Raw genomic sequence first — 26,598 nt, 5'->3', positions numbered from 1 at the left:
GAATCAGCTAAATAAGCAAAATTTTCTGGAAATAGTCATCCTTTGCGTAAGCATTCGATTTTTTTTACTTTTTTCAAGAAAATAATAATTCAGAATATTCTGACTATATTTATGCAACACTAGTGATGCTAGATATAAAAAATGATAAAATAGAAGATTATTTAAACCTTGGTATCTCTAGAATTAGCTATGGACCTTCTTTATATTTAGATTGGACAACAAGTGGTCTTTCAAAAGAAATGTACTTTTCTCAGATAATAGAATTATTTCATAATTTACAAGAGCAAGGTAAAATCAAGCTAGCTTAACATAAGAGGAGCCTAAATATGATTACTTCTGAGTATAAAAAAGAAGAATTTTATAAAGCATTAATTGAAAAAAATTCTAATTATGATGGTATTTTTTTTGCTGGAATAAAAACAACTGGAATTTTTTGTCATGCGACTTGTACAGCAAGAAAACCAAAATTTGAAAATTGTGAGTTCTACTTAACAGCAGAAGAAGCTCTACTTGCCGGTTTTCGTCCATGTAAGAGATGTCATCCATTAACCTATCCTAATAGTATTTCGGATGAAGTGAAACTTTTAATAGCGGAAGTAGAAAAAAATCCTGAAAAGAGATGGAAAGAGTCAGATTTTCACAATTTAGGAATTCATTCTGCTACAGCAAGAAGAAAATTTAAAGAAATTTATGATATGACATTTGTTCAATATGCCCGGTCACGTAGAATGGGTATGGCTTTCAAAGAAATATTGGCAGGCACCAAAGTTATTGATCAACAACTTTCATTAGGATATGAATCTGCCAGTGCATTCAATGATGCATTTACCAAAATTTTAGGTAATCCTCCAAAAAAAACAACTATTTCTATTATTAATGCGAATATATTATCTACTCCTATTGGTAGAATGATCAGTTTATCTGACTCGAATTATCTATATCTACTAGAATTTATGGATAGAAGAGGACTTGAAAAAGAAATAGAAAAACTCCGCAACAAGCATAATGCTAGAATTATACCTGGGAATACTAGCATTAATGATAAACTAGAAGAACAGCTAGAATATTATTTTAAAAAAGAATTAAAAGAGTTTACAATACCTCTTTTTAAAGAGGGTTCTCCTTTTCAAAAAAAAGTATGGGATATTCTTATTTCTATTCCACCTGGTAAAACAACATCTTATCAAGAAATTGCGAATAAACTAGGTAACAAAAATTTAGTAAGAGCCGTTGGAAATGCAAATGGAGCAAATCAAATTTCTATACTCATTCCTTGCCATAGAGTAATAAATGCTAATGGTGATTTAGGTGGGTATGGCGGAGGTTTTGAAAGAAAAGAATATTTATTGAGTTTAGAAAAAATACATCATTAAACTTGAAAATTAAACCAATAAATTCAAAATTGGCAAATTAAATTACGTTTTGATAATATATAAATCACTAGTAGATCATTTTGAAGTATTTCAAAAACAACAACTAATATGTGTAATTGTAATAAGTAAAAAGAGATAAATTTATAAGTAAAAAAATATATATTAGATTAGCAATACATGAAATTGTATAAAAACGTGTATCGGGAATCCTATTCCAATAGGGTTCTTTTTTTGCATTGCCTTCCAACACATGATTATATGGTATACTAAACAAAATCATGTATCACTTTTGTGAGAGGAGAGGGCTTTTAAATGAGTTACAACGTTCAACCATTACGGACTCAGCAAGAAATAAACGACTTTTTATTCTGTTTGAGGCGCAATAAAAACGCAGATCGGGATGTTTTTCTGTTTTTGATCGGCATTAATAGCGGTTTACGTATGTCCGATATCGTAAAATTGAAGAAACAAGACCTGATTTCCTCAAAAAATCCGCGTATTATCGAAAAGAAAACGGGAAAAACTCGTATTTTGTATTTGAGTAGTCTGCAGGACTTGATCCAGGAGTACACGAAAGACTTAGATCCAGAGGACTATTTATTTCCAAGCACCAAGGGTGGACATATAGAAGTGAATACGGTCTATCAGATGTTTCAAAAGGTCTCTAAGCTACTAGGAAGAGACGATATAGGCACCCACACCCTTCGTAAGACATTCGGCTATCACTATTATAAGAAAACAAAAGACGTGGCTACACTCATGGAAATATTCGGTCACAGCAGTGAAAAAATTACGAAAAGATACATTGGTATAAATGAAGATGAAATTAGCGAAACATTATTAAATTTTAGACTAGGTTTTTAAATTTTCAGTTTAAATCAAGTATAATAAGGTTATGATTGTTTTAAACTTAATCAAAAGTTAGGAGATTAATTTAATGGCAAAAAACAAAAAGATTAAATCTAACCAGTCAACCATGATTTCGTCAATTTTTCCTTGTATTGGAATTATTATAGGGCTTATTTACGGTGTAATAACAAAAGACATTGTAACAAATGTGGTAGTAGGTATGGGATTTGGAGTTGTAGTAGGAATCATTATAAATTACTTTAATAAATAATATCTTTATATTTATCTTTTTTACTTAACACTACTAAAAGATCGTTTTCAGTAACAATAATAACTAAATTGGGGATGATAAAATGGAAATGGAATATAAAAATATTCACCAGTTAATTTGCAGTAGTTGTGGAAGTAGAGCTTTTACTTCTAGTTATGGTAGCAATATGGAACAAAATAATATTTCAATAACATGTAATAGTTGTAGAGCTAGTACAGAAGTTGGACGTGTGGATATAAAGCAAGATAGTAATACCATGTTAGTTGACACGCCAACGTTACAAAAAAGTGAAATTCAGTTAGGCTTAAATAAAGAACACACAGATAGATTATTCAAATTAATTGCAAAAGATAATACACGTGCTACAGATAAGGAACGAATAGCTTTATTTTTTATCATTAGTGGTAATAGTGACCTATACAATAAAGTTAATAGCTTATATGATTTTGACGAGCATTGGATTAAACCTAACTATTTTGAAAACGTAGATTTTAGTAGTGGAGATAGAAAAATGGTAGACCTAGCTTTTAATTTATATAATAATTCTTCTGCACTAGCACCGTTAGAGCTATTCAGCACTCTTGATAATGATAATTATAGATTAGCAATGAAAGCTATTAATATTAGATTTAATAAATAAAGCAACTTTAAATTTTAATTTGTACCTTAAAAAAAGATTTGGTGTCCCTACTCATTTTTGAGTAACAACACCAAATAATATAGACCCATTAAAATCCGACCTGTTATGCTATCTAGATTTAGGATATGGTACGCCTATCTTAAAAAGCAGTAAATCTTTAGATTTACATTCAGAGTTTCAAACTGAATCTAGTGATTTTGATTATTTCACGCACATGGTTCCACTGATACACAGTAGAGACCCACTTATACGCTCTATGAGTCCATAATCCTCTTGATGTGAATCTTATAGAAGTTTGCTATATCAATCAAGGATGCATAATATTAAATATTCATTTTTTTATAGGTAAGTGCAGTAATTTTAATAAAAGCTTTTAATTCCTGACAGTTGTTATTTTTCCTCCATGCTACACCGTAAGAAATATGGTTGTCCATGTTTGGAGTGTATAAAGGTATAATAGATAGTTCGTCATCGGGGGGACTGATAAAATCAGGGAAAACCCCGATACCCATTTCACTCTTGATCATTGTATAATTTAGAGTAAGCGAATCCGCAAAATAAATAGGGCAGTGCAGATTATTGTTTTGTAATTGGTTCTGCAGATGTTTCATTGCAGGAGTACATTTTATGGTTTCACGTAGAACAAGTGGCTGAGTACGCAAATCATCCACGGATATGGTTGTCTGACAAGCAAGTGGATGATTTTTAGGCATTACGCAAACAAATTTTCCGGTAAACAGTTCTTCATAGCATATGTTAGTTACAGTTTCAATGCTTTCTTTATCAGAAAAAATGATATCTAGCTTGTTACCGGCAATCAGACTATATTTTTCACTGTAATCGGCTGTTTTTAAATGGACGAACACATGTGGATGATTCTTTTTAAAAGCGCGCATAATTTCGGGGAAATATTTTGTTTCAATTATGTTTCCTTCGTAACCAATCGATAAAGTTGATTTATACGTTTCTGAAATACTTTTTGATTTGGCAATAGCCGTGTTAATTCGTGAAACGATATCTTTAGTATCAGTGTAAAATGAAAGCCCAGCAGCAGTAAGCTCTACGTTACGTCTTGTGCGTTTAAGCAATTTAAGATTGAGTTCATCCTCTAAAGCTTTTATCTGATAAGAAACTGCTGGCTGTGATATATGTAAGTATTGTGCGGTAATTGAAAAATTTAAAGTTTCTGCCAAATGAATAAAACATTCAAGCTGTACAAGTTGCATTTTATAGCCCCTCTCTTATAAATATCTTTTATAAGTTATAACATAAACGAATTAGATTTTGCAATAGAAGTGTTATAATATATATTTAGTTATTGAAATAACTTAAATTTAGGAGGAGATTATATGCGCTATATAGTAACTGGTTGTGACGGACAATTAGGTGGCAGAGTTGCTGCAAATATGCTTGAAATTGTTTCAGGTGAAAAATTAATTTTTACATGTCCTAATATCAAGCGTTTGCCAGAAGAAAAAAGAGAAGCTTGGAAGAAAAAGGGCGTTTCTGTAAGAGAAGCAAATTATGATGATAAAGAAGGAATGGTTAAAGCATTCGAGGACGGAGCCAGAATATATTTTGTTTCAGGAATTTTGAATGGACCGGAACGTGTAAAACAGCACAAAAATGTTATAGATGCATGTGCTATAGCTGGGGTTAAGCATATTACATACACATCTTTCTTCGGAGCAAATCGTGAGGAATATAAGCAGTATGTATTACCTGATCATACTGCCACAGAAGCATATTTAAAAGAATGTGGACTTGAGTATAATATTATGAGAAATAACCTTTATATGGAAAATTACCTTACAACTTCAGTTATGCTTGCAATGTTAAGTAACAATTTATGGGGAACAACTGCAAGGGAGGGAAAAGCAACTTTTATAGCTAAGGATGATAGTGCACGATGTGCAACAGCACTTCTTCTTGGAAAAGGCGAACATAACATGGATTATGATCTTACAAGTTCGACACCTGTTAGTCAGCGTGATATTTGCGAGATGATAGCTGAGAAATCTGGAATTAATTTTAAATATGTACCTATGAATGATGAAGAATTTTATACATATCTAGATGCTCTTCATATTCCTCGTACAACTAATGAAGATAATTCAAAAGCACCAGTGCCATGGTGTAGTAATGATATGGTAACAAATGAAGCAGGTATTGCAGAAGGGCAGATGGCAGTTGTTTCTGATGCTGTTGAAAAGCTTACAGGAAGAAAACCTTTAGAGGTAAGTGATTTGTTAGATAAATATAGCTATGTATGGAAAAATAAAGTAAGCAATTGGAGAGATTTATAAAAAAATAATTTTTAATACTTCAATATCACAGTATTTTTCATAGTATGAAATTATTGTTTGCTTCAATTTAGAAGTTAAAATAAATATAGACGGAATAATCCGGTGCGGCGAACCGGATTATTCACTTTAGTTAGGTAATATTTTGAACAAAACAATTTTTGGTTCTTTGTCAAATGGTGTTGTTTTAAATTAAATCACTTTTGGGAAGCGCTTCTGCGTTTCCCATTTTTCGTTATTAAATAATTTTGCAAAGGTTCTGTTGAATCAGTATCCTCCTTCGGAGATGACGGAAGGTACGGAAGCCAAAGGCCATGCGTTTCATTACTTTGATGAGATTGTTTTTTCCTTCCAGCTTTCCGTTAGAATAGGGATAGGTCAGTGCATTGCTAATCGCCTGTTTATGTTTTGTCAGATAAAGAATCGCTTTTTTAAATGAGTGATCTAAGGTTGTTGGGAGCTGTTCCATTTGAGTGAAAAAGCGAAGCGAATCTTTGGCTTCAAAGGAAGCCAATAGTTCTTGGTAGACCTCATAACTTTCTTTAAGGGAGGTGTCGATCGCTAATAAATGATCCAACACTTCAGACTCTGTCACATATTTCTGTTTAAATAGAGGAAACTGCTTAAAGGAGGTAAAATTGATTTTTTTGTTTTTCTTTAGAAGTGTGCGCCAGTATTTTTTTAATTTCCGCTGATCTTTCATGGCTGTTGGATCACTCTTTTTCAAGTTAGTCATGACTTGAATGCGTTGCTTATTGAAGGCTCGCGTAAGTTGTTGAACGACATGGAACCGATCAATAGAAACCTGAGCATTAGGAAATAGTTTTTGGGTGACTTGGTGATAGCCAGCGTTCATATCCATGACAATGTGCTGGACATTTTGTCTAGCTTTCTGCGTAAATCTTAGAAAATAAGCCATGAGTTTAAAGTTTCTTCGATCATCCAAGATATCAAAAATTTTGCCCGTTAGGGCATCACTGAGAATAAAACACATAGCACCCTCACAGTCGTTGGTTCCCTTAAATTCATCAATTGATAAATTTTTTGGTAAGTAACTCGGATTAAATTTAGGTTCTTTAAAGAAAGAATCTAAGACTCGTTCAACCGTCTTAACAGAAACAAAATAGCGCTGGGCAATGTCTTTCATGGAAATCTTTTTCTTTAAATCAATCGCAATGGCGAACTTCAACGCACGAGAAAGTGAACAATTTTCTGCAACGCAATAAGTCTTGGCGGAAAAAGTATGGCCACATTGTTTACAAAAAAATCGTTGTTTAAAAAGATGAAGATAGGTAGGCACCTCCTGAAAAGGAATAAATTGAATCCAACACTCTTTATAAGAATGATGAATCACGCTATCAAAGCCACAACAAGCACACTGTTTAGGTGTATAGGTCAATATTCCGGTACAAACATTGGCCATACGCCCCTTCACTTTTTCCTTCGTGAGGGCATGTTTAGAAAAGAAAATGTTTGAGTCTTTTATGTTTAGTAATTGTTTGAGCACAGCATCTGTATTTTTGTCCTTTAATCTGATATTCTTAGGTAAAAGCATTTGATTTTCCTCCTGATAGTTTGGTTCAGTAACTTAATTATAGAGGAATCAAATGCTTTTTTGTGTCTTAAAAAACCTTGGACTAATCAATTAGTCCAAGGTTTTTTAGGTTCCGAAGTAAAGAGTAAAGTAACTAAAAACGTATAAAACTATTGAAATTGACGTTAGTATGTACATAGCTTTTTCGAATGTTGCTAATATATTTATATTTTCTACTAAAGTACTCACTATTATAATAAAAGACCTGGAGATTCTAACGAAATAGCTATAAAGGTATTTCGTATAAAACTATAAGGTTAACTTTTTCCATTTACGAATTTTAGTTCTAAAATTCGTAAATGGTGCAACTGTATTTATATGAATCCATTTCCACAATGGCCACTTTGCCTTTGTAGTAGCCCATTTTCGTTGTTCAGGTTCGAATAATTCCTTATCAGATAATGAATTTATCCATTCACACAGCTCCATAACGGATTTAGTTAATAAAACTTCCTGTTCTTTCAAAGAAAAAGATCCATATTGATCGTAAAATGATTCATACAATCCACCTAAATTATTCCACTTGTAGCCTTCAGCAGGTGTTTTCACATTTTTACCTTGCTTTTCGTTTTTTTCCCACTGTAGTAAAAGATTAATCCAGCCAAGTTGATAAGAAAGATTCTCTGAAGGAGTTTTATCCACTTCCTCAATCCTTTTTTCCTTTAAGTTTTCTGGTATAGATACAAACTCTGAAATGTATTTTTGATATTTTTCTTGAATGGTCTCCACTAGCTCTTTTTTGCTATTGTAGTCTTTCATAAAATACCTCCTAAAATATTCGATTTATCTAAGTATATTTTGAGACAAAAAATAGAACTAAGCAACATTTATATTGCAACGCATAGCAGATTAAAAAAACCTAATTTAATAGTTTCTAATTAACATAAATTCCAATTAAGCCAAGTAATCCGGTATCCTTATAGTGGAGGGGTTTTCGATTGCTCATTTGTGAAAAATATAAAGTTTTTTTGAAATTTAACTGAATATACTTTTTTTCTATTAAGGTTTGTTCTAGTTCTAATATTTTTTTGTCATGATTTTCTAGTCTCTCAATGGCCACTTCTAAATTTTCTGATAATTTCAAGTTACTTTCAAAGATATCCTCTACTGTTTCAAGTTGACAATGATTAGTGTGGTAATGTCATAATGTCAGTTTCATGTGACTATCAGAATCAGGTTTCAACAAATAATACTCGTTCAAATCCCTGTATTCGTTGTGTCTAATCACGTCTTATAACTTAATTCCCGCTAATTTGAACCCTATTTTTATAGCTACTTTGTTACTGCCTATATTCTCAACATCAGCAAAAATACTTAATTTATTTAATTCAAGCACTTCAAAAGAATACGTACATAACCTTTTGACTGCTTTAGAAACTATATTTTGACCAGAATAACTTGAATGAATCCAGTATCCAATTTCAGCCTTTCCAGTGGTGGAATCTATGTTATGTAAGTCGATACACCCAATTATTTTATTATCTGCAACTATGAAAGATAATTTATACGTTCCATTTGCTGCACCAGTGATTTTCATTTTGAAATAATTAATTTGACTTCTCAAATCAACAGAACTGTCTACAAAACTTAACATACAATGCTTTTAAAAAATATGTGGTAAGAAAACGAGAGACTAACTGGAATATTATGTGTATACTACTAATTCCATTTCTTCTCATGAAGTATCCATTTTCCTCCCTTAGAGCTTCTTATCAAATTTCTATTTCTTTATCAAGAATATTAATTTGATTATTTATATTATCAAGCTGATTATTAATATCATTAAAATTTCGTTCAGTTTTGTTCTCTTCAAAATTACTATAAATACTTTAATTTAATTCATCAACATCTTTCTTAATACTGGATCGATACTAGTCTAAATCTTACTTTCGCCTAATTATCTCCAACATGTTGTTTTCAAGATTCTGTATATTAGTACTAAAGTGTTTTGAATCGTGAATTACTTGAATTACTTTCTCGTATTTAAAAACTAACGTAATTTTAAATAAACACTTGCTTTCTATTAGTCACTTTGCTAACAGAGGTGTTGATGTTTTGGTGTTGAGCATAGTTGTACCCTAGACTGCCATATAAAAATAAAATATATGACTAGCTAGAGTACAACATGCGTTTTAAATATTTATGTGTTTTACATTCTAACGTCGGCGAGACGATTGGAGCCACTATCACATCTGTATGCGTTGGTGTTATTGAGACACACCTAAAACCCTCTTAAAACCCTCCCAAAGAGCATTGTTTTAGGCTACCAGGCTTTTGGCCTAGGATTACCACCCCCGCCGTTAAATCGGTCGCGGACACCATTCAGGGAAAGAGTGCATACAGTAATCTCTTTTGATCCCCTATCGCTAGTTATTGAAGTGGCTAGCGCCTAACCTGTCCCCTTGGTCCCAGTTTTTCATGGCTGCAGCTTGTCCCCTACAGTTTTAAAAAAGACCTATTATTGCCAACTCAAAAAGAGGCTGGTATAATAGACACATATAACCGGATAAGTTTTGTGTGTCTCGTAGATTGGCGTCTACGGGGCTTTTTTTGTATTCAATTATTTTCATGTACTAAAGATATCGATTAAACAAAGGTTTGTAAACGGTTTTTAGCTAAAAAAAAATGTTGTGTTAAAGTGTTAAAATGTTAAATACCATTTTAACACTTTAACATTTTAACACTTTAACACTTTAACATTTTAACATTTTAACACTTCGGGGTAGTTACTTATATTCGTTGCTATAAAAACCTTTTGGAGTTATTAAAATAACACTTTAACATTTTACCATTTGTACATTCTAACATTTGAACATTCTAACACTTTAACATTTAAACATTTTACCATTGTAACACTTTAACACTTCGGGGGAGTTTAATTCAATTACAAAGACAGCCTCAGTGTTTTATAACATTTAGGTGGAGTTTCGGTATACTTTTTTTATGAGTTCAGGTATGATAGTGGTAAATAACATTTAGGGGGAGTTAGTATATGACAGCAACTGTAATGAGTTTTGCAAACTTCAAAGGCGGAGTAGGGAAGACTTCCACGACAGCACTAGTAGGATACAATCTAGCTAAATCGGGACACAAAGTACTTATTATTGATTTTGACGCTCAAGCAAACTTAACATCCTTACTTTTGAAAACAAAATCAGCGGATAGTGATATTATCACCATTGATAAGTCATTAATGGGAGCCATTAATGATCAACTTCCTTTAAAGGAAGTAACAATAGAAATTAAAGAAAATCTTACTTTAATTCCAAATGCGGTTGATTTTTCTATGTATGCTAGGTACCTGGAAAGAAATTTTGACAACGAATTAGATCGCGTCTCGTTTTTCAAAAAGCTCATTGAACCTTTAAAATCGGATTACGACTTCATCTTTATAGATGTGCCACCTACACTGAGTTTATTAAATGATACTGCTTTCTATGCTTGTGACCAAATTATAGTTGTTCTACAAACACAAGAGCGATCTTTATCTGGTGCAGAGGTGTTTATAACTTACTTACAAGAGACTCTGATTAATGAATTTCATTCTTCCGTAGACATATTAGGCATTTTACCGGTATTAAGTAAGAAGGGTGCACGTGTAGATAAAGAAATTCTCAAAGCAGCATTGGAAAGCTTTGGACCTGATAATGTTTTTGAAAATAAAATATCCATTATGGAACGAATTAAGCGAATGGACATGGAAGGCGTTACAGATAATCCCAAAGACATTCATGATCGGAGAGTTCACGAGATATTTACCAACGTATCTACCGAAATTTTGAGTCGTTTAGAGAAAGTAGGCGTGTAGAATGGCGTTATTAAATCATGATCAAATAAAAAATAAAAACAAAAAAACACTGACCCGTGGACCAAAGATTGAGATAAACAACCAAGTGAGCCGTGTTGATATTGATAAAAACAATTCTAGTAAACAACCATCCTCAAAAGAAAAAGCGATTGTATCCAGTTTTATAACGGAACCAGTGAATATTCGCGTCGACAATCATATCCGCAATAAAATAGCGGCTCTGATTACAATGGGACATTCAGATAGTCAAAAAGAAATGGTAGAGACTTTTGTCAATTTATACGTTGAAAATTTAAACGATAGCGATGCAAAACGTTTTGAGGATTTAGTTCAAATCTACGAAGATAAAGACGTCAAGAGACACCAAAAAAAAGCTAATAAAAACTAACATTCTAGCAGTAATACAAGGATTAGATACCATAACGTTTCAAAAATCAACTCTCATGTGACTGAACGACAAAGGGGGATAAAAATATGGTTCTATTAACCTCAGACAAAAGATTTGGTTTAGCTCCTATTATCGACGATCAAGCTAAAATTTTGATTCTAGGATTCATGCCTGGAACAGAATCTCTCAAAAGAGGGCAATACTATGCTAATAAAAGGAATCAATTGTGGAAAATAATGGAGGAAATCCTCAAACTACAACTACCTGAAGAATATCCACAACGAATTAATGTTCTGAAAGAACATCATATTGCTTTATGGGACGTGATCCATCGCTGTAAAAGAGTAGGGAGTTTAGTTTTTGCTATCACAGAAGATGTGTTAAATGACTTTATGTCTTTTTTTAAGCAACATTCATCCTTAAAAATTGTCGGATTTAATGGGAACAAAGCCTATCAAATATTTAAAACAAAAATCGGTTTCCAGCATTTTACAGAGATTCAGTTTATTAAGTTACCTTCTACTAGCCCAGTTCCAGGTAAAAATGTAAAATCGTTTGAAGAAAAAGTTGTACAGTGGAGCAAGGTAGTAAATAGCTTATAAACATTAAGGAATTGATTTGAAAATCAGAGCCTACTAAAGAGAGCATAAACATTTCTGGTAATGTTATGTACCATTTTAACATTATACCACTTTAACACTTCGGGGGAGTTGTTGTTCAAGTTATCCTAAGTGTGCTCATAAATTAGTGTTAACGAGGGGAGAAGGCGATCATATGAGGAACGCTTTAAAAAAATTCACGCAGGAATATCTCGATGATATTCTTGTTCGTTTGGCTCATCATTCAGCAGGGATAGAAGGAAACACGATTTCTTTACCGGCTACGGTTTCTATTATTGTTAATGGAACTTTACCGAATAGTTCGGGGGCAACAGTTAGAGAATTTTATGAGATTGAAAATCACAAGCAAGCTTTTGAAAGAATGACCAGCCATTTAATTAATGAAGAACTACTCTCTGTAACGATCATTAAAGAGATTCATGCTGATTTAACGGATCGCTTGCAGTATGATAAAGGACAGTTTAAAAAGAGTGAAAACATTATTATAGGTGCCGAGTTCCAAACGGCTTCTCCAGCTGAAACGCCTTTGCTTGTAGCACAGCTAGTGGATAACCTGCAGTATCGGTTAGATAACGCTAAAACGAGCGATGACAAACTGTTAGCGATTTTGGATACCCATATCCAATTCGAACGAATCCATCCATTCTCAGACGGAAATGGCCGAACTGGGCGGATGATAATGATGTATTCGTTGTTGCAAGAAGGATTCCCACCACTTATTATTGAAAAAGAAACCAAAGCTCAGTATGTCGAATTTTTGGCCAATCAAGATGTAGATGGCTTCTTTCAATTCGCAAAAGAAAGACTGAATAAAGAGCAGAAACGAATGCAAGCATTTCAAAATATGGATGAGGAACAAATTAAGTACGATTAAGATTTACGTAAAAGTATAATCATATGCTTTTACGTAGGTTAATTAAATAGTTAAAAAAATTGAAACAATAGTTTAATCTACTAAATTTTGTAAAATGAGAATGCGAAACCTAGAAATAAAATTATGAATCAAGATAATACAGAAGGAGGAATAAGTTTGGGATTTCAGGCGACAGTATTGAAAATATTTATTGCTTCTCCAAATGATACTTCAGATGAGAGAAATCAAGTGGAAGACATTATTTATGAATGGAATGACTTGAATTCAGAAAGGGAAAAGATAATTCTGCTACCTATCAGATGGGAAAAATCTATTAGCTCTGAATATAGTTTAACGGAAGATGGACAAGAGTTGATAAATAAAAGGATTTTATTAGATAGTGATATTCTAATAATGATTTTAAAATCTAAATTAGGTTCCCCCACCAGTCGAGCTGAATCCGGTACTTTAGAAGAGTTAGATGTATTCAGCAAAGAAAACGCGGATCGAATTGGAATATTTTTTTGTGATACTTCTGCACCGACTAATTCTCAAGATGTTAAAGAGTATCAAAAAGTCGTTTATTTTCGCGAAAAATTACAAAAAGAAACTCGAGGAATATATAATATTTATGGTTCTAAAAGTGTGGAAAATTTTCTTACGCGGCAAGTTGCTAAATTCACAACTAGATTAGAAATACAATACGAAACTCAAAAGTCTGAAAACGTCGAGAAGGATAATTCTCCTATTATACTTGAGAATATTGAAAGAGGTACATTGCAGCCTGACGAGCTTCTACTTCTGAAATTCATGTACACGGAAGGATATAATAAAATAAATACTAGCACTTCCTTTAGATACGAAGTCTATTCCTCCTTCCTAAAGCAGAATGGATATAATGACAAGTATGTAGGTTTATTAGAGAATACTTGTGATAAACTTTTTGAGCGAAACATTTTAGAGTTTTTAGAACTAAAAGAATCTGTTAACCCCTACAATTATGAAGTAGAAGAAATCTTCAATTATAAATTAAATATAAAAACTTATGATGGACTAGGTAAAATCTTAGAAGATCATAAAACATACGTAACTGAAAGGCTACATATGTGCGAAGTATATGAGAGTGATTTACCTTTCTGATTTACAAATTAAAAACCTTAAAAACATGTGCATTTATTTAAAAAATTTTACTAGTAACAAATAAAATATAATCTGGCTAAAGTATACTTAAATACATTTGCTTAGGTACATTTGAATTAGAGAATAACTTACATATGATAAATATATTCATTATCTCTATTCATATAAACATTTAACAATCTTGGTATAAATACTGCTACTTTCTGACATTTTAGATATGAAAGACTAGTAAAGTAAGAAATGTAAAGATATAATGAGTATTGAGTAAGGAAACTGAATTTAGGATGGTGTAACTGCTATCTATTTATCACGTTATAATCCAACCCCTGCATCAGCGTGTTACTGTGATTACTAGTTTACGCTGATCGTATATATGCGTCAAAGGATAGGAAGAGTGCCTTACTCTTTTTTTTGGAGGAAATTATATGAATAGTTTAAATTTGTTAAAAGATTTTGAAGATGTTGCGATTATGTTAGGTGTAACTAAAGAACAATTGAAAAACATAATTGTTTACAATAAAAGAAATCAGTACACTGAATTTGAAATTTTTAAAAAAATGGGTCTAAAAGAAAGATCAATAAACCTAAAAATTCTTTAATGGAAATACAAAGAAAACTAAAAGATATACTCTACGATAATTTTTCTCCACATACAAATGCACATGGTTTTGTCTCAGGGAAAGATATAGTTACGAATGCAGAAATTCACGTTGGAAAAAAATATATTCTAAACTTAGATTTAGAAAATTTCTTTGAAAGTATTTCTTATGGACGTGTCAGTAATATGTTTCTTCGTTATTTTAAATTAAATTCAAAAGTAGCATATACATTAGCTAATATCTGTTGTCATCCTGATGGTTTTTTACCTCAAGGAGCACCAACTTCTCCAATTATTTCTAATATTATAGCGAAGACAATGGATAAAGAACTAACAAATATGGCAAGAAGGATGAGAAGTGTTCGATATTCTAGGTATGCGGATGATATAACTTTTTCCTCGAATCTTCCACTTCCCAGTCAAATTATGGAAATTAAAAATGAGGCTCCTGCGTTATCAACTAACTTAATAAAAATAATAACAGATAACGGTTTTATTATTAATAACCAAAAAGTTAGATTTCAAAGAAATAAAGAACACCAAGAAGTTACAGGTATAACAGTAAATCAAAAACTAAATGTTAAAAGAACATACATACGTCGGATTAGAGCTATATTACATTCTGTTGAACAAAATATAAGCAATTTGGATATACCCATTAAAAAATTTGAAGACGAATATCCATTCAGAAATAAAAATTATTCTGATGAAATAGATTTGTTTAAGGTTTTAAAAGGTATGATAACTCACGTAGGGCATGTAAAGGGAACCAATGATTCAGTCTTTATAAAATTAGCAACTAGGTTTAATGACTTAGTGGAGACTATTTCAATTACTAATGTCACAGCTATTAAAATATTAGTGCCTAATCAATTTTACCAAGATAACGTTTTTATTATTGAGAGCGAAAGTGATTTTACATATTATGATAAAGAAGAAGACGACATGATTTCAATTGGCTATGGACAAGGTACTGGTTTTCACTTAAAAGGAGTCGGTTTAATAACTAATTACCATGTATTAGAGTACGTCATAAACGCTATTGATTCAGGAAATAAAATTGCTGCCCCACCATATAATATTAGATATTTTAAAGGCAATGACTATAAGGTTTCGTACTTTGCAAAAATAATTTACTATGATATAAAAAAAGATATTGTTATCTTAGAACCTGAAAGTTTTGATATGGAGAATAAAGGTCTACTTGCTTCAGTTAGTCCTTTAAAGACTGGTGATTTTGTTCGTTTATTAGGATTCCCTCAATATTCTTATAATGATGAGTTAAAAGTTACCGATGGAAAAATAGATAGAATAGTTTATGAGAATAGTAATTTAAGATATGAAATATCTCAAACTATTTTTCAGGGAAATAGTGGTGGTCCTGTTGTAAACTTTGAAAATGAAGTAGTAGGAATTGCAGTTAAGGGGACTTCAGTACCCTCTCAAATAATTCCAATTAAAGAAATAAATACACTTATTGTGGAAAATAAAGATTCAATAGTACAAAGTATAGAGTAATTTTTAACAAGAACATAAAAAACGGCCAAATAATATATTCCGAAAATCCTATAATAATAGGATTCTTTTTTTATTGAGCTATACAAAGAATATAGTCTCTTTGAAAGGAGCTATAACGGCCAACCATGATATACTCAGCAAGAAACAACCAGTTTTTCATTCTGTTTCAAGACGCTTTAATAAATCACCATACGCTACATCTGAATCAATAAAGATTAAATTAGCGAAACGTCGCTGAATTTTAAATTACTTTTTTAAGTTATTGCTCTTCAAAGTTACTTATAAACCTAAAATAAAAGACCAGAAATTAATCTGGTCTTTTATTTTAGGTTTATATTTATTCTCCAACCATCCCGTCGTTATCATTATCTCTCCTGTACTGGTATAACCAATGGTTGCTTGTAATTGTTATAGAATAGCCAGCATCTTTTGCTTCTTTAATGGTTACATTCCCATTTCTATTCGTATCTACAGAGGAAACATCTCCTCCAGGAGAAGTGCTTGGTGCAGCAGTTTGTTGTGTTTAAATGAGATTAATTAATTGACTTAATCCATTCCCAAATACAAGTGTTTTTGGGAATGTTTTTTACAAAAAAATAAAAACGACAAAGATCCTTATAAATTCAGGTTTTTCAAGTTTACTAAAATACGTTACAATAATCATTACTAAATACTATTACAAATTAAGAGGATTAATTCTATACATGGATAATTCATAGTTTTTTTGAAATATTTATTTTAAAAATAAATACACATGAAATTATGTAAAATCGTGTATCCAGAAACCTATCCAATAGTGTTATTTTTTATCTTCCTCTAAAATATATGATTTATTCCTATTAAGAATGAAACTGTGTATTATTTTATAACAGAAAGTCCTTTTAGTGAACAATACCGTCTATCAGATGTTTCAAATTTTCATTAACCTGTTTTATAGGAACGGATATGCTACGCAAGAGGTTTGGATATCATAATTATAAAAAGAACAAATATAAATGCAAGCATTTCAGAATATGGAGTATAAGCAGATTCAGTATGATTAATTCTTCTAACACTTCTTTAAAAACTATATAATACTCGCCATATGAGTATGGATTATTTAACAAACAGCACCTCTACATTTGTAGAGGTGCTGTTTGTTATTCTACTACTTTTAAGGTTACATTTGTCGGAGAAGATTCATACAAGAGAGCTTCCATTTGATCGCAGATAGCCATGATTTGGTCAAGCTTTCGTACGATACGCTCTTGTTCAAAAAGTGGTGGGAGGGGAAATTCAAAATTAAGAATGTCGTCGCGAGATATCCCTGGTATCATACTTTTTGCTTTATTTTTTAATTTCGTTAGCTCAGCATCTAAAAAGCACCCTATATATTTTAAACTTATCTCAGATACATTTCTTATAGCCATGACTTGTCTTGCAATATGTGCTTCTTCAATTTCTTGAAAATGCATATCTCCAATAGTACCTTTAACTGTTATTAATAAATCACCACACTTTGATATAACTTTAGGATTCTCTGTCCAGCGACTTACTGTAAGTCTTCCCAAATTGAAGTTACTCGCACCAGTTATATACGGTAGACCTTGTTCTGTTACATTGAAGTCTTTTGTTGCCAAGTCTCTCCCAGATATCAAACTGATGATTTCTCCAAGTCGAACCCATTTCCAGCTCTCTGGAATTTCAAACGGAACATCTTCCGGTTCAATTTCTGGCAATTGTTTCTCTTTCTTAATTTTTCCTAATTTTATTAAATTTTCTTTTTCATTCTTTATCTTTTCGTATAATTCAGACGCTCGTTCGTTATTTTCATTTTGTTTCACCAATTGCCCCATAATAGCATTTTGGAGAGAAGTTTGGCGAATATTTTCAATGATTGCAAGAGATTCTTCTTTTCGTATGCCAATTTGGTCAATGACCGTGAAAATTTCTTCAATTATAGCGACGATTCGTCTCTGTTCGGAGAGTGGCGGAAGAGGAAAATCAATGTTGTTAATTTGTGATTGAGAAACAGAGGGGATTGAAGTTCCTTTTGAGAGCATCCCTAAATCAATAGTTTTAAGAAAATAAAATAGATACTCATGATTAACTCTCATATTCGGAATTAATCCCATGCAATTATTATCCAATAGAGATTTTTGCTGTAGGATTTTTCTGTTATTTAATAACAGTGCAGCTCCAATTTTTGGAAACGCTATTGTATTAGCAGGAAAGACAAAAAAGTTTTTAATCTTAAAATCTTCCTCATCGAGCCAATATTCTGAGTTAACTGCATAATTGCCAGTTACTTTAGACAGATCGCCTACTTTAAAAAGTGGGTATTTCCCTTCATTTTTATTTTGCATATTAAGTGGAAAACCATCCCCGCCCCTTGTTAAACCAATATCTTTAACTTTTACCCATTCCCAATTTTTCGGAATATTGTATAACAGATTACTATTATCTTCCTGAATTTTAGATAAAATTCCAACTTCCGGTGTTCTAAGAATCAACTCTTGAGCAGTACCCTCTTCCAGATGTTGATCCACTAGCTCCCCACGTATGGCCATATTCAAAACACGTTTCTTCATCAATGCGATTGTATCAGCCATTTACTCTCCCCCTTTCAAAACAGCTGAAAGTTCTTCAATGAGACTTTCAATTTCCAATGCCTTTCCTTTGAGGTCGGTCATAAGTTCATCTAACGTAAAGATCTCTTCTTCTTTAATATTTAAAGGATTTCGAATATCAATGTTAAAATTTCGTTTTTCAATCTCTTCAATGGTTACGGAGTAAGCATTCTCATCCCGGTTTTCACGGTTCAAGTACCATTTTCGTGCTCCTTCAATATTTTTATTCATAAACGGACGTGTTTTAGTAAATCCGTTTTTCACGCCTTCTGGTAAAAGAATTTCGTAATAATCAATTTTCTCAGTCGTTCCTTTATTTTCAAAGAATAGAATGTTTGTTTTTATACTTGTATAAGGAGCAAACACTCCGGACGGTAAACGTACAATGGTGTGTAAATTAAACTCTTTTAATAGTTTTTTCTTGATGTTAATCTTAGCCCCATCAGTCCCAAACAGAAAACCATCCGGCAAGATAACTCCTGCGCGACCATTCTTTTTCAAGTGGAACATCATCATTGCCATAAATAAATCAGCCGTTTCTTTTGTCTGCATGTCACTTGGAAAATTTGCTTGGATACCAGGACCTTCAACACCACCGTAAGGCGGATTCATAGCAAAAATGTCTACTTTATCCTTATCAGCTACTTCTCTCACGTTATCTGCTAGTGAGTTGCCACGTTTAATACTGGGTTCGTCAATGTCATGCAGAATGAGATTTGTCATAGCCAACATATATGGTAGACCTTTCTTCTCAATACCGACAATGCTTTTATTGATAATTTCACGGTCTTCCGGTGTTTCTTCTTGTAGGCGTAAATGCTCTAATGCACTTGTTAAGAATCCACCGGTTCCTGCAGCATAGTCTGCTACGACTTCGCCTATTTTTGGATTCAACATATCAATAATAAAGTCAGTTAATACACGACTTGTATAGTACTCACCTGAACTTCCAGCACTTTGCAAACTCTTTAGGAATGTTTCATAGACATCATTAAACGCATGGCGTTCTTGGTAATCATTGAAGTCAACTTCGTTTAGAACATTTATCACTTGGCGCAACAAAACTCCCTCACGCATGTAATTATAAGCATCTTCAAATACAGTCTTAACAATTGCTGCACGTTGTGGCGTGTATTCATCTACTTCTAAATCCTTTAAAGTTGGGAATAGTTGATTATTTACAAAATCCAACAAGGACGTACCTGTTAGTGCTTTCCCATCTTTGTTATCTGGTGCCCATGATCGCCATTTGAGCACATCTGGAATAATGGATTCATAATTTTCATCCATAAATTCCCATTCTTCTTCTTTGGCATCATAGACTTTTAAGAATAATAACCAAACTAATTGAGAGACACGTTGAGCATCTCCATCCACACCCGCATCTTGTCGCATAATATCCTGGATTCGTTTTACTAAATTTTCTATTGTCATGTTACTACTCCTTTAACTCTTGCTATATTTTTTAAAGACTACCATACTTTATAAGTAGTACCCGAACAATTAAGAAACGGAATAACTCTATTAAAGCTATTCCAAATTTTTTAAGCATAAAGAGAATCTTCTAATTCTCGCATTGTTTTAATAAAAGAGTCTTTGCCACCAAAAGATTGCGCTATACTCATTGGGTTTCCAAACTGATTCAATGGGTCTAATTTTAACACATGAACATCATCAAAATCAGCGTAACCCGTATCCTGGTACTTTTGAATCAACGCATCTATTACTTCTCTGGAGATTCCGGAGTATTGAGCTAACTTTTCAGATTTCTTTACGCGTTGTGCACGTTCCGAACGTGTCATCATCTTTTGACCATAAGCCACGTGAAGAATGAGATCAAAAGCATCATAATTTGAACCAAATTCCTCTTCTAATTCTTCAATTAAAACGCCTTTATCCAAAAGTTCCTGAATAATAACATCTTTTCGTTCTTCTTTGGACCATCTTTTGATGAAGTCGTCCATAGTTGCAAATTCTGATTTGATGGCTTTCTTATTATATTCCCGCATACCTTCCGCGACAATTTTCCCGTCTTTATCATAATAATAGACTGTCTCGTTTAAAACGCGTACAGGCACATGGTTCACATAGTATTTAATCTGACCTTCTCTTTCTCCAGGTGGTGCAGGAGGAACGATTCCAAGTTTTCCTTTTTCACCATTATCTCCCTCTTCACCATCCGTCAAAAGGACTTCATTCTCACCAACTTCACCCTCATTACCCATATCATGGTCGTTGTCAGGCATCTCGCCACCATCAATCACATCAACAATTGATTCTGCAGGTCCATCAAAATTTGGGTCTGCAAATAGATTGGTTGCATTACGGAAATCCATTATAGTGAAATAATACTTTCCAACATCGGTCCGCAAACGAGTACCTCTACCAATTATTTGTTTGAATTCGGTCACAGAACCAATGTTAGCATCCAATACAATAATTTGAACGGTCTTTGCATCTACACCTGTTGTTAAAAGTTTGCTAGTTGTCACAATGGTTGGATAAGGACTGTTTACATCAATGAAATTATCTAATTGAGCTAATCCTTCAATATCATCACCCGTCATTTTCATGATGTATCGCGAATCTTTTTGCATCATATCTTCATTAAGTGTAACAAGCTCTTTACGCATCCGTTCAGCATGTTCAATATCCACACAAAATATGATTGTTTTGGCCATACGATCATTTTTTTTCAAATATTCTGTCAAGCGTTTGGCTACTAGTTTAGTTCGTGCTTCTAAAATCAGATTTCGATCGAAATCTTTCCCATTGTATATGCGGTCTGCAATCTCTAAACCATGAACGTCGGTCTCTCCTTTTTCTGGACGATACCCTTCTAGATCTTTATCCATGGACACACGTACAATTTTATAAGGTGCTAAGAACCCATCATCAATCCCTTGTTTTAAAGAATAGGTATAAAGCGGACCTCCGAAGTAATCAAAGGTATTCACGTTGTCATCCTTTTTAGGCGTTGCTGTCATCCCTAATTGGATTGCTGAACTAAAATAAGTTAATATTTTCCGCCAATTAGATTCTTCACGTGCGCTACCACGATGAGCTTCATCTACAATGATCATGTCAAAAAAGTTTGGAGAGAACTCTTTAAATGCTTCAGTTCCATCTTCACCAGACAATTGTTGATACAACGACATATAAATTTCAAATGAACTATCCATCTTCCGTTTCTCAATCTTTGTCATGACATCTGCCAAAGGACCAAAATCATTAGCCATAGTTTGATCAACTAGAATGTTTCGATCCGCTAGATATAAAATCTTTTTCACCTTACCAGCTTTCCATGCTCGCCAAATAATTTGAAAAGCAGTGTAAGTCTTACCTGTACCGGTTGCCATAACCAGTAACATACGTTTTTCACCTTCTGCTATCGCCTCAATTGTACGGTTAACCGCAATTCGTTGGTAATAGCGTGGAGTTTTGTCTCCCTTTACATAATGATATTTTTCCGTTATAAGAGCCTCTTTAACTGGACTATCCGCAAACCCTTTTCCTACTCTGTACCGTTGCCACAACTCATCTGGCGACGGAAAGTCCTGTAGTCGTAATTCACGTTCTTCTCCAGTAAAGAAATCATATTCTACAAATCCGTCTCCGTTACTTGAATATACAAAAGGAATATCCAACTGGCGGGCATATCCCATTCCTTGTTGCAATCCTGCCGCCACTGTATGTTTGTTATCTTTAGCCTCTACTACGGCTAAAGGGACATTTGATATATGGTTTAAGACATAGTCGGCAAATTTAGGATTTGCACGGGTGACCACTTTTCCTCGTGTAATGATACGGCCGTCGGTAATTCTAAACTCTTCCCGGATTTGCTGCAATTTGTCCCATCCTGAATGGACAATAGCTGGTGTAATGAAATTTGTACGTATTTCTGTTTCATTCATCTCTTTTTTTAGACGACTCACTTATTTTCCTCCTCTCAACATCTCGTTCTCCAACGAATAAAACGATCTCATCAATAATTTAATTATAATGCTATTAATTTATTTAACAACTACATATAGTAGTAACTGCTTGCTTAACTACATTCTTTTAGCGATATCTTTTTTACTATCTTAAATACTAGTAATTTTAAATATATGTACTTAAAATGCTTACCTTATTTAGTAGAAAGGAAATTTTTAAAGAAGTCTAAAGAAAAAATTCGAATACATAATATCATTTGGAGAGTAATATTATAGAACCAAAAAAACATGGATGATGTTCTCAATTAAGATCATCATACATGTTTTTTTATCTGGTTTTACTCTCCGACCATTCCATCATTGTCATTATCTCTCATGTACTGGTATAACCAGTGATCACTTGTAATCGGCATAGAATATCCTGCAGATTTTGCTTCATCGATTGTAACTATCCCATTACCATTGACGTCTACTGTTGATACGTCTCCTCCATTAGGAGTACTTGCTGCCGCAGATTCTGCTCCTGAAGATTCAGTAGATGATGAAGATTTATTGCTTCTTCCCGTTAATCCTTGCTGCTCATTGTATTCGTCGGGGTTAATATTATCAAATTCGTCCACTACTTGGTTCCCATTGACAGTATAAGTATATTTATAACTACTTGGAATTTGAGTAGTTGTATTTGGATAAGTAATAATCGCTTCGAAGTTAGTTGCTCCACCTGCTTGTTGAATTGTTCGTTCCATATAGGCTTGATCCCCATGACGATTCAATACACTGTCTTGTGGAGTAATATTATAGGCATTGGCCACACCGCCTAAAGAATCAGCAATAATGTGTCCTTCATCCAGAATGGAATCTTCTGTTCCTGGAACTTTGGCTTCATCACCGTAATAGCGTCCGTTTGAATTAACAGACTCAGCAGAATCATCTTGTACAACAATTTCATTTGCGACCACCCGAACTAATTGACCGTATTCATTCGTATAGCCCCAATATTCTCTATCGCCAAAGCCAATATCCACGACAACGTTCGCTTGACGATAGCCAGATAAATCCCCTCCGTCCACTTCAATTAGCGTATAACCATCATGAAATACAAATGATTGTTTTTCTTCAGCTAGTTGTGATTCATCACTTGAAATTTCTTCCAAAGAAGCAGATCTTTCTTCTTGCTCTTCACTTTCCTTAAATTATTGACTAGACGATTCTTCTTCTTTTGATTCTGTTTCGATCGATTCAGATTCAATTACCTCTTCCGTTGCTTCTCCTGTTGGGGTACAGGCACTAATTAGTAAGGCACTACTTGCAACCAATAACAACCATGTTCTTTTTATCAATGTTTTCGCTCCTCTTTCAATTTTATGCAAAAATAAGTATCAGTAGATTTATAGTTATACATCTTTTGGACAAACTATTAACTCTACATGAGTATTAACTACACTAATATAACCTTTAATATTCCTAGACTTCAACACACATATAGGTTTGAAATTTTAGAGATAACATTCAGTTCTAATAGAAAATTTTTGGATTTCTACTCTCTTATTAGGAAATTGTTACCTTCTTTAGTTTATAGCGGGTCAGGTTACTTTTCTAATTCCAGACAAATAAATTTGCTATTAAGAGTTAAACCATCATATATATAAAGTCTCTCTCTTTACTTATTCCATATATTTTTCTTTTAGATACTTCACGACATCTGGTATATCTGCTGTTGTAAATATACCAACTAAATCTTCTTTGGATCTAAAACCTTCTTTTCCAGATTTACTTATTAATACATACTGTATTACGTTTTCTACATCAGTAAATGCATCTAATACACGATACAACTCTTTTTCCTGATAGTGTATTACATATGATTCTTTATTCTCCTCATACGCATTTTCACCCTTTATAATGTTTTTCACTTTATTGTCCTCGAATATTATTCCTCCGTCATCTTTTAACTTAGCGATGAAGTTTATTAATCCATTATCTGTTACCATTCCTGAAAACTCATCATTATCAAAAACTGGAAATTGAGAAAAATTATATTCTGAGATTAAACTTAGTATTTCTTCGAGATTATGCTCCGCTGATACGGTTAAGGGACTACCAAACTTTTTGGAATTCAAGTATTTCTTAACAGTAATTGGTTTCAAGAAAAAATTGTAAACCTCTTTTAATATTGTTATCGTATAATCTGAGGGTTCAGCAATATCATAAAATTCATTTGTAGAATCATGTACAATCGTATTGCGAAAATTGTTGATAAGATATAACTGATCTATATAGTTATTTAGAATTGTGTGTTTGTATCTATTCTTTATTGTATACAGGCACTCTTCAAAGGTCATTGGATTATTATTATTCTTTTTCTCTTTACCTCTTTTTGTCTTCATAAAATCTACGTATAGTTCTGTTTGTAAAAATTTATGTAATTCATTGAATAACTTTATGAATTCTACTTGCTTACTTGATTTTTCTGTTTCTTTATTCAAAAGTATCCTCCTAGTAATTTTATTCTTCCTTAAAAAAGCATTTAACTCGTGTGTAGTCACAGACGTGACGTAAAACACTTACTTAGGTTAAAGAGTGACTACTGCACTAGTATTAGATAATCATCGTTATTATTAGTATATACAATGTTAGATCCATCTTCTCTTTATTCGTTTTATTTGTGATTTTAATATTTACTTCTTAATTTGATAGATAATATTTCTTGTTACCCCTGTGTCGTCTGCAATATTCTTTTATGTCTAGTTAAAGTACTTTTGCTAATTCCTGTCATTTTTTCAACTTCCGTGTAAGAATGATCTTTCAGAAGCCTGATCGCCAAACTAATTTGCTGCTGAAAAAACTTTTTCGGACGTCTTTAACGAAAACCTGATCGCTGTTTGGCAATCTCTTTTCCTTCTTGAGTTCGTTCCACGATTAGATCACACTCAAAATCCGCGAAGGTGCTAAAGATAGTTGGATATTTTCTTTCTGAGTCGTAAAATCAGAAGATGTTCTATTTTTTTCTGTTATTTGTGTATCAAAAACAATCGATTATGAGACAAATAAAAAAGTTCCCTCTTCAGGCCGTAAATGGGGGTTTTTTCGTTTCAAAAGTTGTATCTTTATCTATGGATCTTTAACTACCTTTTGTGATACAATAAAAGCAAAAAAGGGGCCGATGACCATGAGTGGGTATGTCTACGGATACGCGCGCGTCAGCACGCAGCACCAAGAGTTGAACCGTCAACTAGATCTGCTAGAGAAACAGAACTGCAACGAAATTCTGATGGAGAAGATGACAGGAACGAAGGCTAGCCGTCCGGAATTAAACCGATTAAAAGACAAGCTGCGCCCAGGGGATACGGTAGTGGTGGAAAGCTTCTCCCGCTTGGGACGGAGCACCAAGGATCTGATTGATCTCGTCACTTACTTCGAGGATCACGACGTCAAGCTAGTCAGCCTGAAGGAGAACTTTGATACGACTATCCCACAAGGACGACTCATGATGACCGTCTTTCAGGCCTTCAGCCAGTTCGAGCGCGATCTAATTGTCGAACGCACTAAAGAAGGATTGAAAAGTGCACGTGCCAGAGGACGCAAAGGAGGACGCCCACGTGTAAACCCGCGTGATATTGAACGAGCCGTGAAATTGTACGAGAGCCAGATATACAGTGTCAAAGAAATTACTGAAATGACCGGCATTAGTAAAGCTACTCTCTATCGATATTTAAAGAGTAAGCAAAAATAACGATTGCAACATGTACCGAACGTTGCTGCAATCGAAATGCACTCATCCTGAAACAAATTATGATTTCAAGTATTAAACTTACTAAGGAAGGACTGCTGATATGGTCAAAATAACAAAGGAAGTCTATGAACAAATAAAGATTGATCTTCCAAAAATAGAGGAAAGTCTATCTTCACGAAATGGATCCGAGAAGTTATGGAGAAACTTAAGAAGTAAATATTCTATTTTATTATCTGGACTCACTAGTGTTGCATGAAACATAATATGTTTCACAATGTTATGTATCCTATTCCAATATGCAAAAAAGTCCTTTATACTGAACTTGGATGACTTATCCAAGACCAATAAAAAGGACCCAACTTATGG

Annotated in this window: 25 protein-coding genes; 13 read left to right on the top strand and 12 right to left on the bottom strand. The window is 33.2% G+C overall.

Annotated features, from left to right (window positions below; translation table 11 throughout):
* Nucleotides 1-326: 326 nt before the first annotated feature.
* The 4 genes from ACEN4L_RS12560 to ACEN4L_RS12545 all read left to right on the top strand — a co-directional run bounded on the left by ACEN4L_RS12560 (nt 327) and on the right by ACEN4L_RS12545 (nt 3,133).
* Complete coding sequence (locus ACEN4L_RS12560; RefSeq protein WP_407123647.1) at nt 327-1,373, top strand: bifunctional transcriptional activator/DNA repair enzyme AdaA; 1,047 nt, start codon at nt 327-329, stop codon at nt 1,371-1,373.
* 312 nt (nt 1,374-1,685) lie between these two features.
* Nucleotides 1,686-2,237 carry a tyrosine-type recombinase/integrase gene (locus tag ACEN4L_RS12555; RefSeq protein ID WP_079650528.1) on the top strand — a complete coding sequence of 184 codons (552 nt, stop codon included), beginning with the start codon at nt 1,686-1,688 and terminating at the stop codon, nt 2,235-2,237.
* 73 nt (nt 2,238-2,310) lie between these two features.
* Nucleotides 2,311-2,493 carry a hypothetical protein gene (locus ACEN4L_RS12550; RefSeq protein ID WP_407123645.1) on the top strand — a complete coding sequence of 61 codons (183 nt, stop codon included), beginning with the start codon at nt 2,311-2,313 and terminating at the stop codon, nt 2,491-2,493.
* An 82-nt stretch (nt 2,494-2,575) separates the two neighbouring features.
* Nucleotides 2,576-3,133 carry a DUF6075 family protein gene (locus ACEN4L_RS12545; RefSeq protein ID WP_407123643.1) on the top strand — a complete coding sequence of 186 codons (558 nt, stop codon included), beginning with the start codon at nt 2,576-2,578 and terminating at the stop codon, nt 3,131-3,133.
* A gap of 323 nt (nt 3,134-3,456) precedes the next feature.
* Here ACEN4L_RS12545 and ACEN4L_RS12540 read toward each other — a convergent pair whose 3' ends face one another.
* On the bottom strand, nt 3,457-4,359 hold the full coding sequence (locus tag ACEN4L_RS12540; RefSeq protein ID WP_079650459.1) for a LysR family transcriptional regulator: 903 nt from the start codon (nt 4,357-4,359) through the stop codon (nt 3,457-3,459).
* A gap of 123 nt (nt 4,360-4,482) precedes the next feature.
* On the opposite strand from ACEN4L_RS12540, the gene ACEN4L_RS12535 reads away from it, so the two are divergent.
* On the top strand, nt 4,483-5,439 hold the full coding sequence (locus ACEN4L_RS12535) for an NmrA family NAD(P)-binding protein (protein WP_079650457.1): 957 nt from the start codon (nt 4,483-4,485) through the stop codon (nt 5,437-5,439).
* A gap of 235 nt (nt 5,440-5,674) precedes the next feature.
* On the opposite strand, the gene ACEN4L_RS12530 is transcribed toward ACEN4L_RS12535, so the two are convergent.
* From ACEN4L_RS12530 to ACEN4L_RS12515, 4 genes are all read right to left on the bottom strand, one after another.
* Nucleotides 5,675-6,991, bottom strand: coding sequence for an ISL3 family transposase (locus tag ACEN4L_RS12530; protein WP_400886956.1), 1,317 nt, complete (start codon nt 6,989-6,991; stop codon nt 5,675-5,677).
* Nucleotides 6,992-7,279: 288 nt separating this feature from the next.
* Nucleotides 7,280-7,789: a ClbS/DfsB family four-helix bundle protein gene (locus ACEN4L_RS12525; RefSeq protein WP_407123642.1), complete on the bottom strand. Its 510-nt coding sequence runs from the start codon at nt 7,787-7,789 to the stop codon at nt 7,280-7,282.
* Between the two features lie 115 nt (nt 7,790-7,904).
* Nucleotides 7,905-8,114 carry a hypothetical protein gene (locus ACEN4L_RS12520; RefSeq protein WP_407123640.1) on the bottom strand — a complete coding sequence of 70 codons (210 nt, stop codon included), beginning with the start codon at nt 8,112-8,114 and terminating at the stop codon, nt 7,905-7,907.
* A gap of 147 nt (nt 8,115-8,261) precedes the next feature.
* Nucleotides 8,262-8,624: a GNAT family N-acetyltransferase gene (locus ACEN4L_RS12515; RefSeq protein ID WP_079650659.1), complete on the bottom strand. Its 363-nt coding sequence runs from the start codon at nt 8,622-8,624 to the stop codon at nt 8,262-8,264.
* Nucleotides 8,625-10,022: 1,398 nt separating this feature from the next.
* Between ACEN4L_RS12515 and ACEN4L_RS12510 the strand changes: the two genes are divergently transcribed.
* From ACEN4L_RS12510 to ACEN4L_RS12480, 7 genes are all read left to right on the top strand, one after another.
* Nucleotides 10,023-10,838 (top strand): ParA family protein, encoded by an 816-nt coding sequence (locus tag ACEN4L_RS12510; protein WP_407123638.1) that lies wholly within the window; start codon nt 10,023-10,025, stop codon nt 10,836-10,838.
* Between the two features lies 1 nt (nt 10,839).
* Entirely contained in the window at nt 10,840-11,226 is a 387-nt protein-coding gene (locus ACEN4L_RS12505) for a DUF5388 domain-containing protein (RefSeq protein ID WP_131832569.1), read from the top strand.
* Nucleotides 11,227-11,312: 86 nt separating this feature from the next.
* On the top strand, nt 11,313-11,828 hold the full coding sequence (locus ACEN4L_RS12500) for a DNA-deoxyinosine glycosylase (protein WP_407123636.1): 516 nt from the start codon (nt 11,313-11,315) through the stop codon (nt 11,826-11,828).
* Nucleotides 11,829-12,000: 172 nt separating this feature from the next.
* A complete protein-coding gene (locus ACEN4L_RS12495; RefSeq protein ID WP_079650710.1) occupies nt 12,001-12,720 on the top strand; it encodes a Fic family protein in 720 nt (239 codons plus the stop codon).
* A 123-nt stretch (nt 12,721-12,843) separates the two neighbouring features.
* A complete protein-coding gene (locus ACEN4L_RS12490; RefSeq protein ID WP_407123634.1) occupies nt 12,844-13,839 on the top strand; it encodes a hypothetical protein in 996 nt (331 codons plus the stop codon).
* 425 nt (nt 13,840-14,264) lie between these two features.
* Nucleotides 14,265-14,438 carry a hypothetical protein gene (locus tag ACEN4L_RS12485; protein ID WP_407123632.1) on the top strand — a complete coding sequence of 58 codons (174 nt, stop codon included), beginning with the start codon at nt 14,265-14,267 and terminating at the stop codon, nt 14,436-14,438.
* Nucleotides 14,438-15,955 (top strand): reverse transcriptase domain-containing protein, encoded by a 1,518-nt coding sequence (locus tag ACEN4L_RS12480; protein ID WP_407123630.1) that lies wholly within the window; start codon nt 14,438-14,440, stop codon nt 15,953-15,955. The genes ACEN4L_RS12485 and ACEN4L_RS12480 overlap by 1 nt, the downstream gene beginning before the upstream one ends.
* Nucleotides 15,956-17,094: 1,139 nt before the next feature.
* Here the strand turns inward: ACEN4L_RS12480 and ACEN4L_RS12475 are convergent.
* The 7 genes from ACEN4L_RS12475 to ACEN4L_RS12445 form a co-directional block, all read right to left on the bottom strand.
* Complete coding sequence (locus tag ACEN4L_RS12475) at nt 17,095-18,546, bottom strand: restriction endonuclease subunit S (RefSeq protein ID WP_407123629.1); 1,452 nt, start codon at nt 18,544-18,546, stop codon at nt 17,095-17,097.
* The gene (locus tag ACEN4L_RS12470) at nt 18,547-19,998 is read right to left on the bottom strand and encodes an N-6 DNA methylase (protein WP_407123628.1); all 1,452 of its coding nucleotides are present in this window, start codon (nt 19,996-19,998) and stop codon (nt 18,547-18,549) included. It lies immediately after the preceding gene.
* Nucleotides 19,999-20,108: 110 nt separating this feature from the next.
* The gene (gene hsdR, locus ACEN4L_RS12465) at nt 20,109-22,499 is read right to left on the bottom strand and encodes an EcoAI/FtnUII family type I restriction enzme subunit R (RefSeq protein ID WP_407123626.1); all 2,391 of its coding nucleotides are present in this window, start codon (nt 22,497-22,499) and stop codon (nt 20,109-20,111) included.
* Nucleotides 22,500-22,837: 338 nt separating this feature from the next.
* The gene (locus ACEN4L_RS12460; RefSeq protein WP_407123624.1) at nt 22,838-23,653 is read right to left on the bottom strand and encodes a DNA/RNA non-specific endonuclease; all 816 of its coding nucleotides are present in this window, start codon (nt 23,651-23,653) and stop codon (nt 22,838-22,840) included.
* A gap of 39 nt (nt 23,654-23,692) precedes the next feature.
* Nucleotides 23,693-23,839, bottom strand: coding sequence for a hypothetical protein (locus tag ACEN4L_RS12455; RefSeq protein ID WP_407123623.1), 147 nt, complete (start codon nt 23,837-23,839; stop codon nt 23,693-23,695).
* A gap of 324 nt (nt 23,840-24,163) precedes the next feature.
* Entirely contained in the window at nt 24,164-24,985 is an 822-nt protein-coding gene (locus ACEN4L_RS12450) for a CBS domain-containing protein (RefSeq protein ID WP_407123621.1), read from the bottom strand.
* 224 nt (nt 24,986-25,209) lie between these two features.
* The gene (locus ACEN4L_RS12445; protein WP_407123619.1) at nt 25,210-25,323 is read right to left on the bottom strand and encodes a hypothetical protein; all 114 of its coding nucleotides are present in this window, start codon (nt 25,321-25,323) and stop codon (nt 25,210-25,212) included.
* 345 nt (nt 25,324-25,668) lie between these two features.
* Here ACEN4L_RS12445 and ACEN4L_RS12440 point away from each other — a divergent pair, with 345 nt between their 5' ends.
* Nucleotides 25,669-26,232, top strand: coding sequence for a recombinase family protein (locus tag ACEN4L_RS12440; protein ID WP_407123617.1), 564 nt, complete (start codon nt 25,669-25,671; stop codon nt 26,230-26,232).
* Nucleotides 26,233-26,598 lie beyond the last annotated feature (366 nt).

This window comes from Desemzia sp. FAM 23988 (assembly GCF_045528365.1).
In the GTDB taxonomy this organism is placed as follows: Bacteria; Bacillota; Bacilli; order Lactobacillales; family Carnobacteriaceae; genus Desemzia.
Note: the sequence above shows the minus strand (reverse complement) of the source record. Positions and strands in the feature narration are given on the sequence as shown.

What these genes read in the sequence shown, in the direction of transcription:
- ACEN4L_RS12510 (WP_407123638.1), top strand. Translation starts at nt 10,023, where the DNA reads ATGACAGCAACTGTAATGAGTTTTGCAAACTTCAAAGGCGGAGTAGGG.
- ACEN4L_RS12560 (WP_407123647.1), top strand. Translation starts at nt 327, where the DNA reads ATGATTACTTCTGAGTATAAAAAAGAAGAATTTTATAAAGCATTAATT.
- ACEN4L_RS12550 (WP_407123645.1), top strand. Translation starts at nt 2,311, where the DNA reads ATGGCAAAAAACAAAAAGATTAAATCTAACCAGTCAACCATGATTTCG.
- ACEN4L_RS12525 (WP_407123642.1), bottom strand. Translation starts at nt 7,789, where the DNA reads ATGAAAGACTACAATAGCAAAAAAGAGCTAGTGGAGACCATTCAAGAA.
- ACEN4L_RS12505 (WP_131832569.1), top strand. Translation starts at nt 10,840, where the DNA reads ATGGCGTTATTAAATCATGATCAAATAAAAAATAAAAACAAAAAAACA.
- ACEN4L_RS12535 (WP_079650457.1), top strand. Translation starts at nt 4,483, where the DNA reads ATGCGCTATATAGTAACTGGTTGTGACGGACAATTAGGTGGCAGAGTT.
- ACEN4L_RS12545 (WP_407123643.1), top strand. Translation starts at nt 2,576, where the DNA reads ATGGAAATGGAATATAAAAATATTCACCAGTTAATTTGCAGTAGTTGT.
- ACEN4L_RS12555 (WP_079650528.1), top strand. Translation starts at nt 1,686, where the DNA reads ATGAGTTACAACGTTCAACCATTACGGACTCAGCAAGAAATAAACGAC.
- ACEN4L_RS12485 (WP_407123632.1), top strand. Translation starts at nt 14,265, where the DNA reads ATGAATAGTTTAAATTTGTTAAAAGATTTTGAAGATGTTGCGATTATG.
- ACEN4L_RS12475 (WP_407123629.1), bottom strand. Translation starts at nt 18,546, where the DNA reads ATGGCTGATACAATCGCATTGATGAAGAAACGTGTTTTGAATATGGCC.
- ACEN4L_RS12440 (WP_407123617.1), top strand. Translation starts at nt 25,669, where the DNA reads ATGAGTGGGTATGTCTACGGATACGCGCGCGTCAGCACGCAGCACCAA.
- ACEN4L_RS12495 (WP_079650710.1), top strand. Translation starts at nt 12,001, where the DNA reads ATGAGGAACGCTTTAAAAAAATTCACGCAGGAATATCTCGATGATATT.
- ACEN4L_RS12480 (WP_407123630.1), top strand. Translation starts at nt 14,438, where the DNA reads ATGGAAATACAAAGAAAACTAAAAGATATACTCTACGATAATTTTTCT.
- ACEN4L_RS12490 (WP_407123634.1), top strand. Translation starts at nt 12,844, where the DNA reads ATGAATCAAGATAATACAGAAGGAGGAATAAGTTTGGGATTTCAGGCG.
- ACEN4L_RS12470 (WP_407123628.1), bottom strand. Translation starts at nt 19,998, where the DNA reads ATGACAATAGAAAATTTAGTAAAACGAATCCAGGATATTATGCGACAA.
- ACEN4L_RS12540 (WP_079650459.1), bottom strand. Translation starts at nt 4,359, where the DNA reads ATGCAACTTGTACAGCTTGAATGTTTTATTCATTTGGCAGAAACTTTA.
- ACEN4L_RS12500 (WP_407123636.1), top strand. Translation starts at nt 11,313, where the DNA reads ATGGTTCTATTAACCTCAGACAAAAGATTTGGTTTAGCTCCTATTATC.
- ACEN4L_RS12530 (WP_400886956.1), bottom strand. Translation starts at nt 6,991, where the DNA reads ATGCTTTTACCTAAGAATATCAGATTAAAGGACAAAAATACAGATGCT.
- ACEN4L_RS12515 (WP_079650659.1), bottom strand. Translation starts at nt 8,624, where the DNA reads ATGTTAAGTTTTGTAGACAGTTCTGTTGATTTGAGAAGTCAAATTAAT.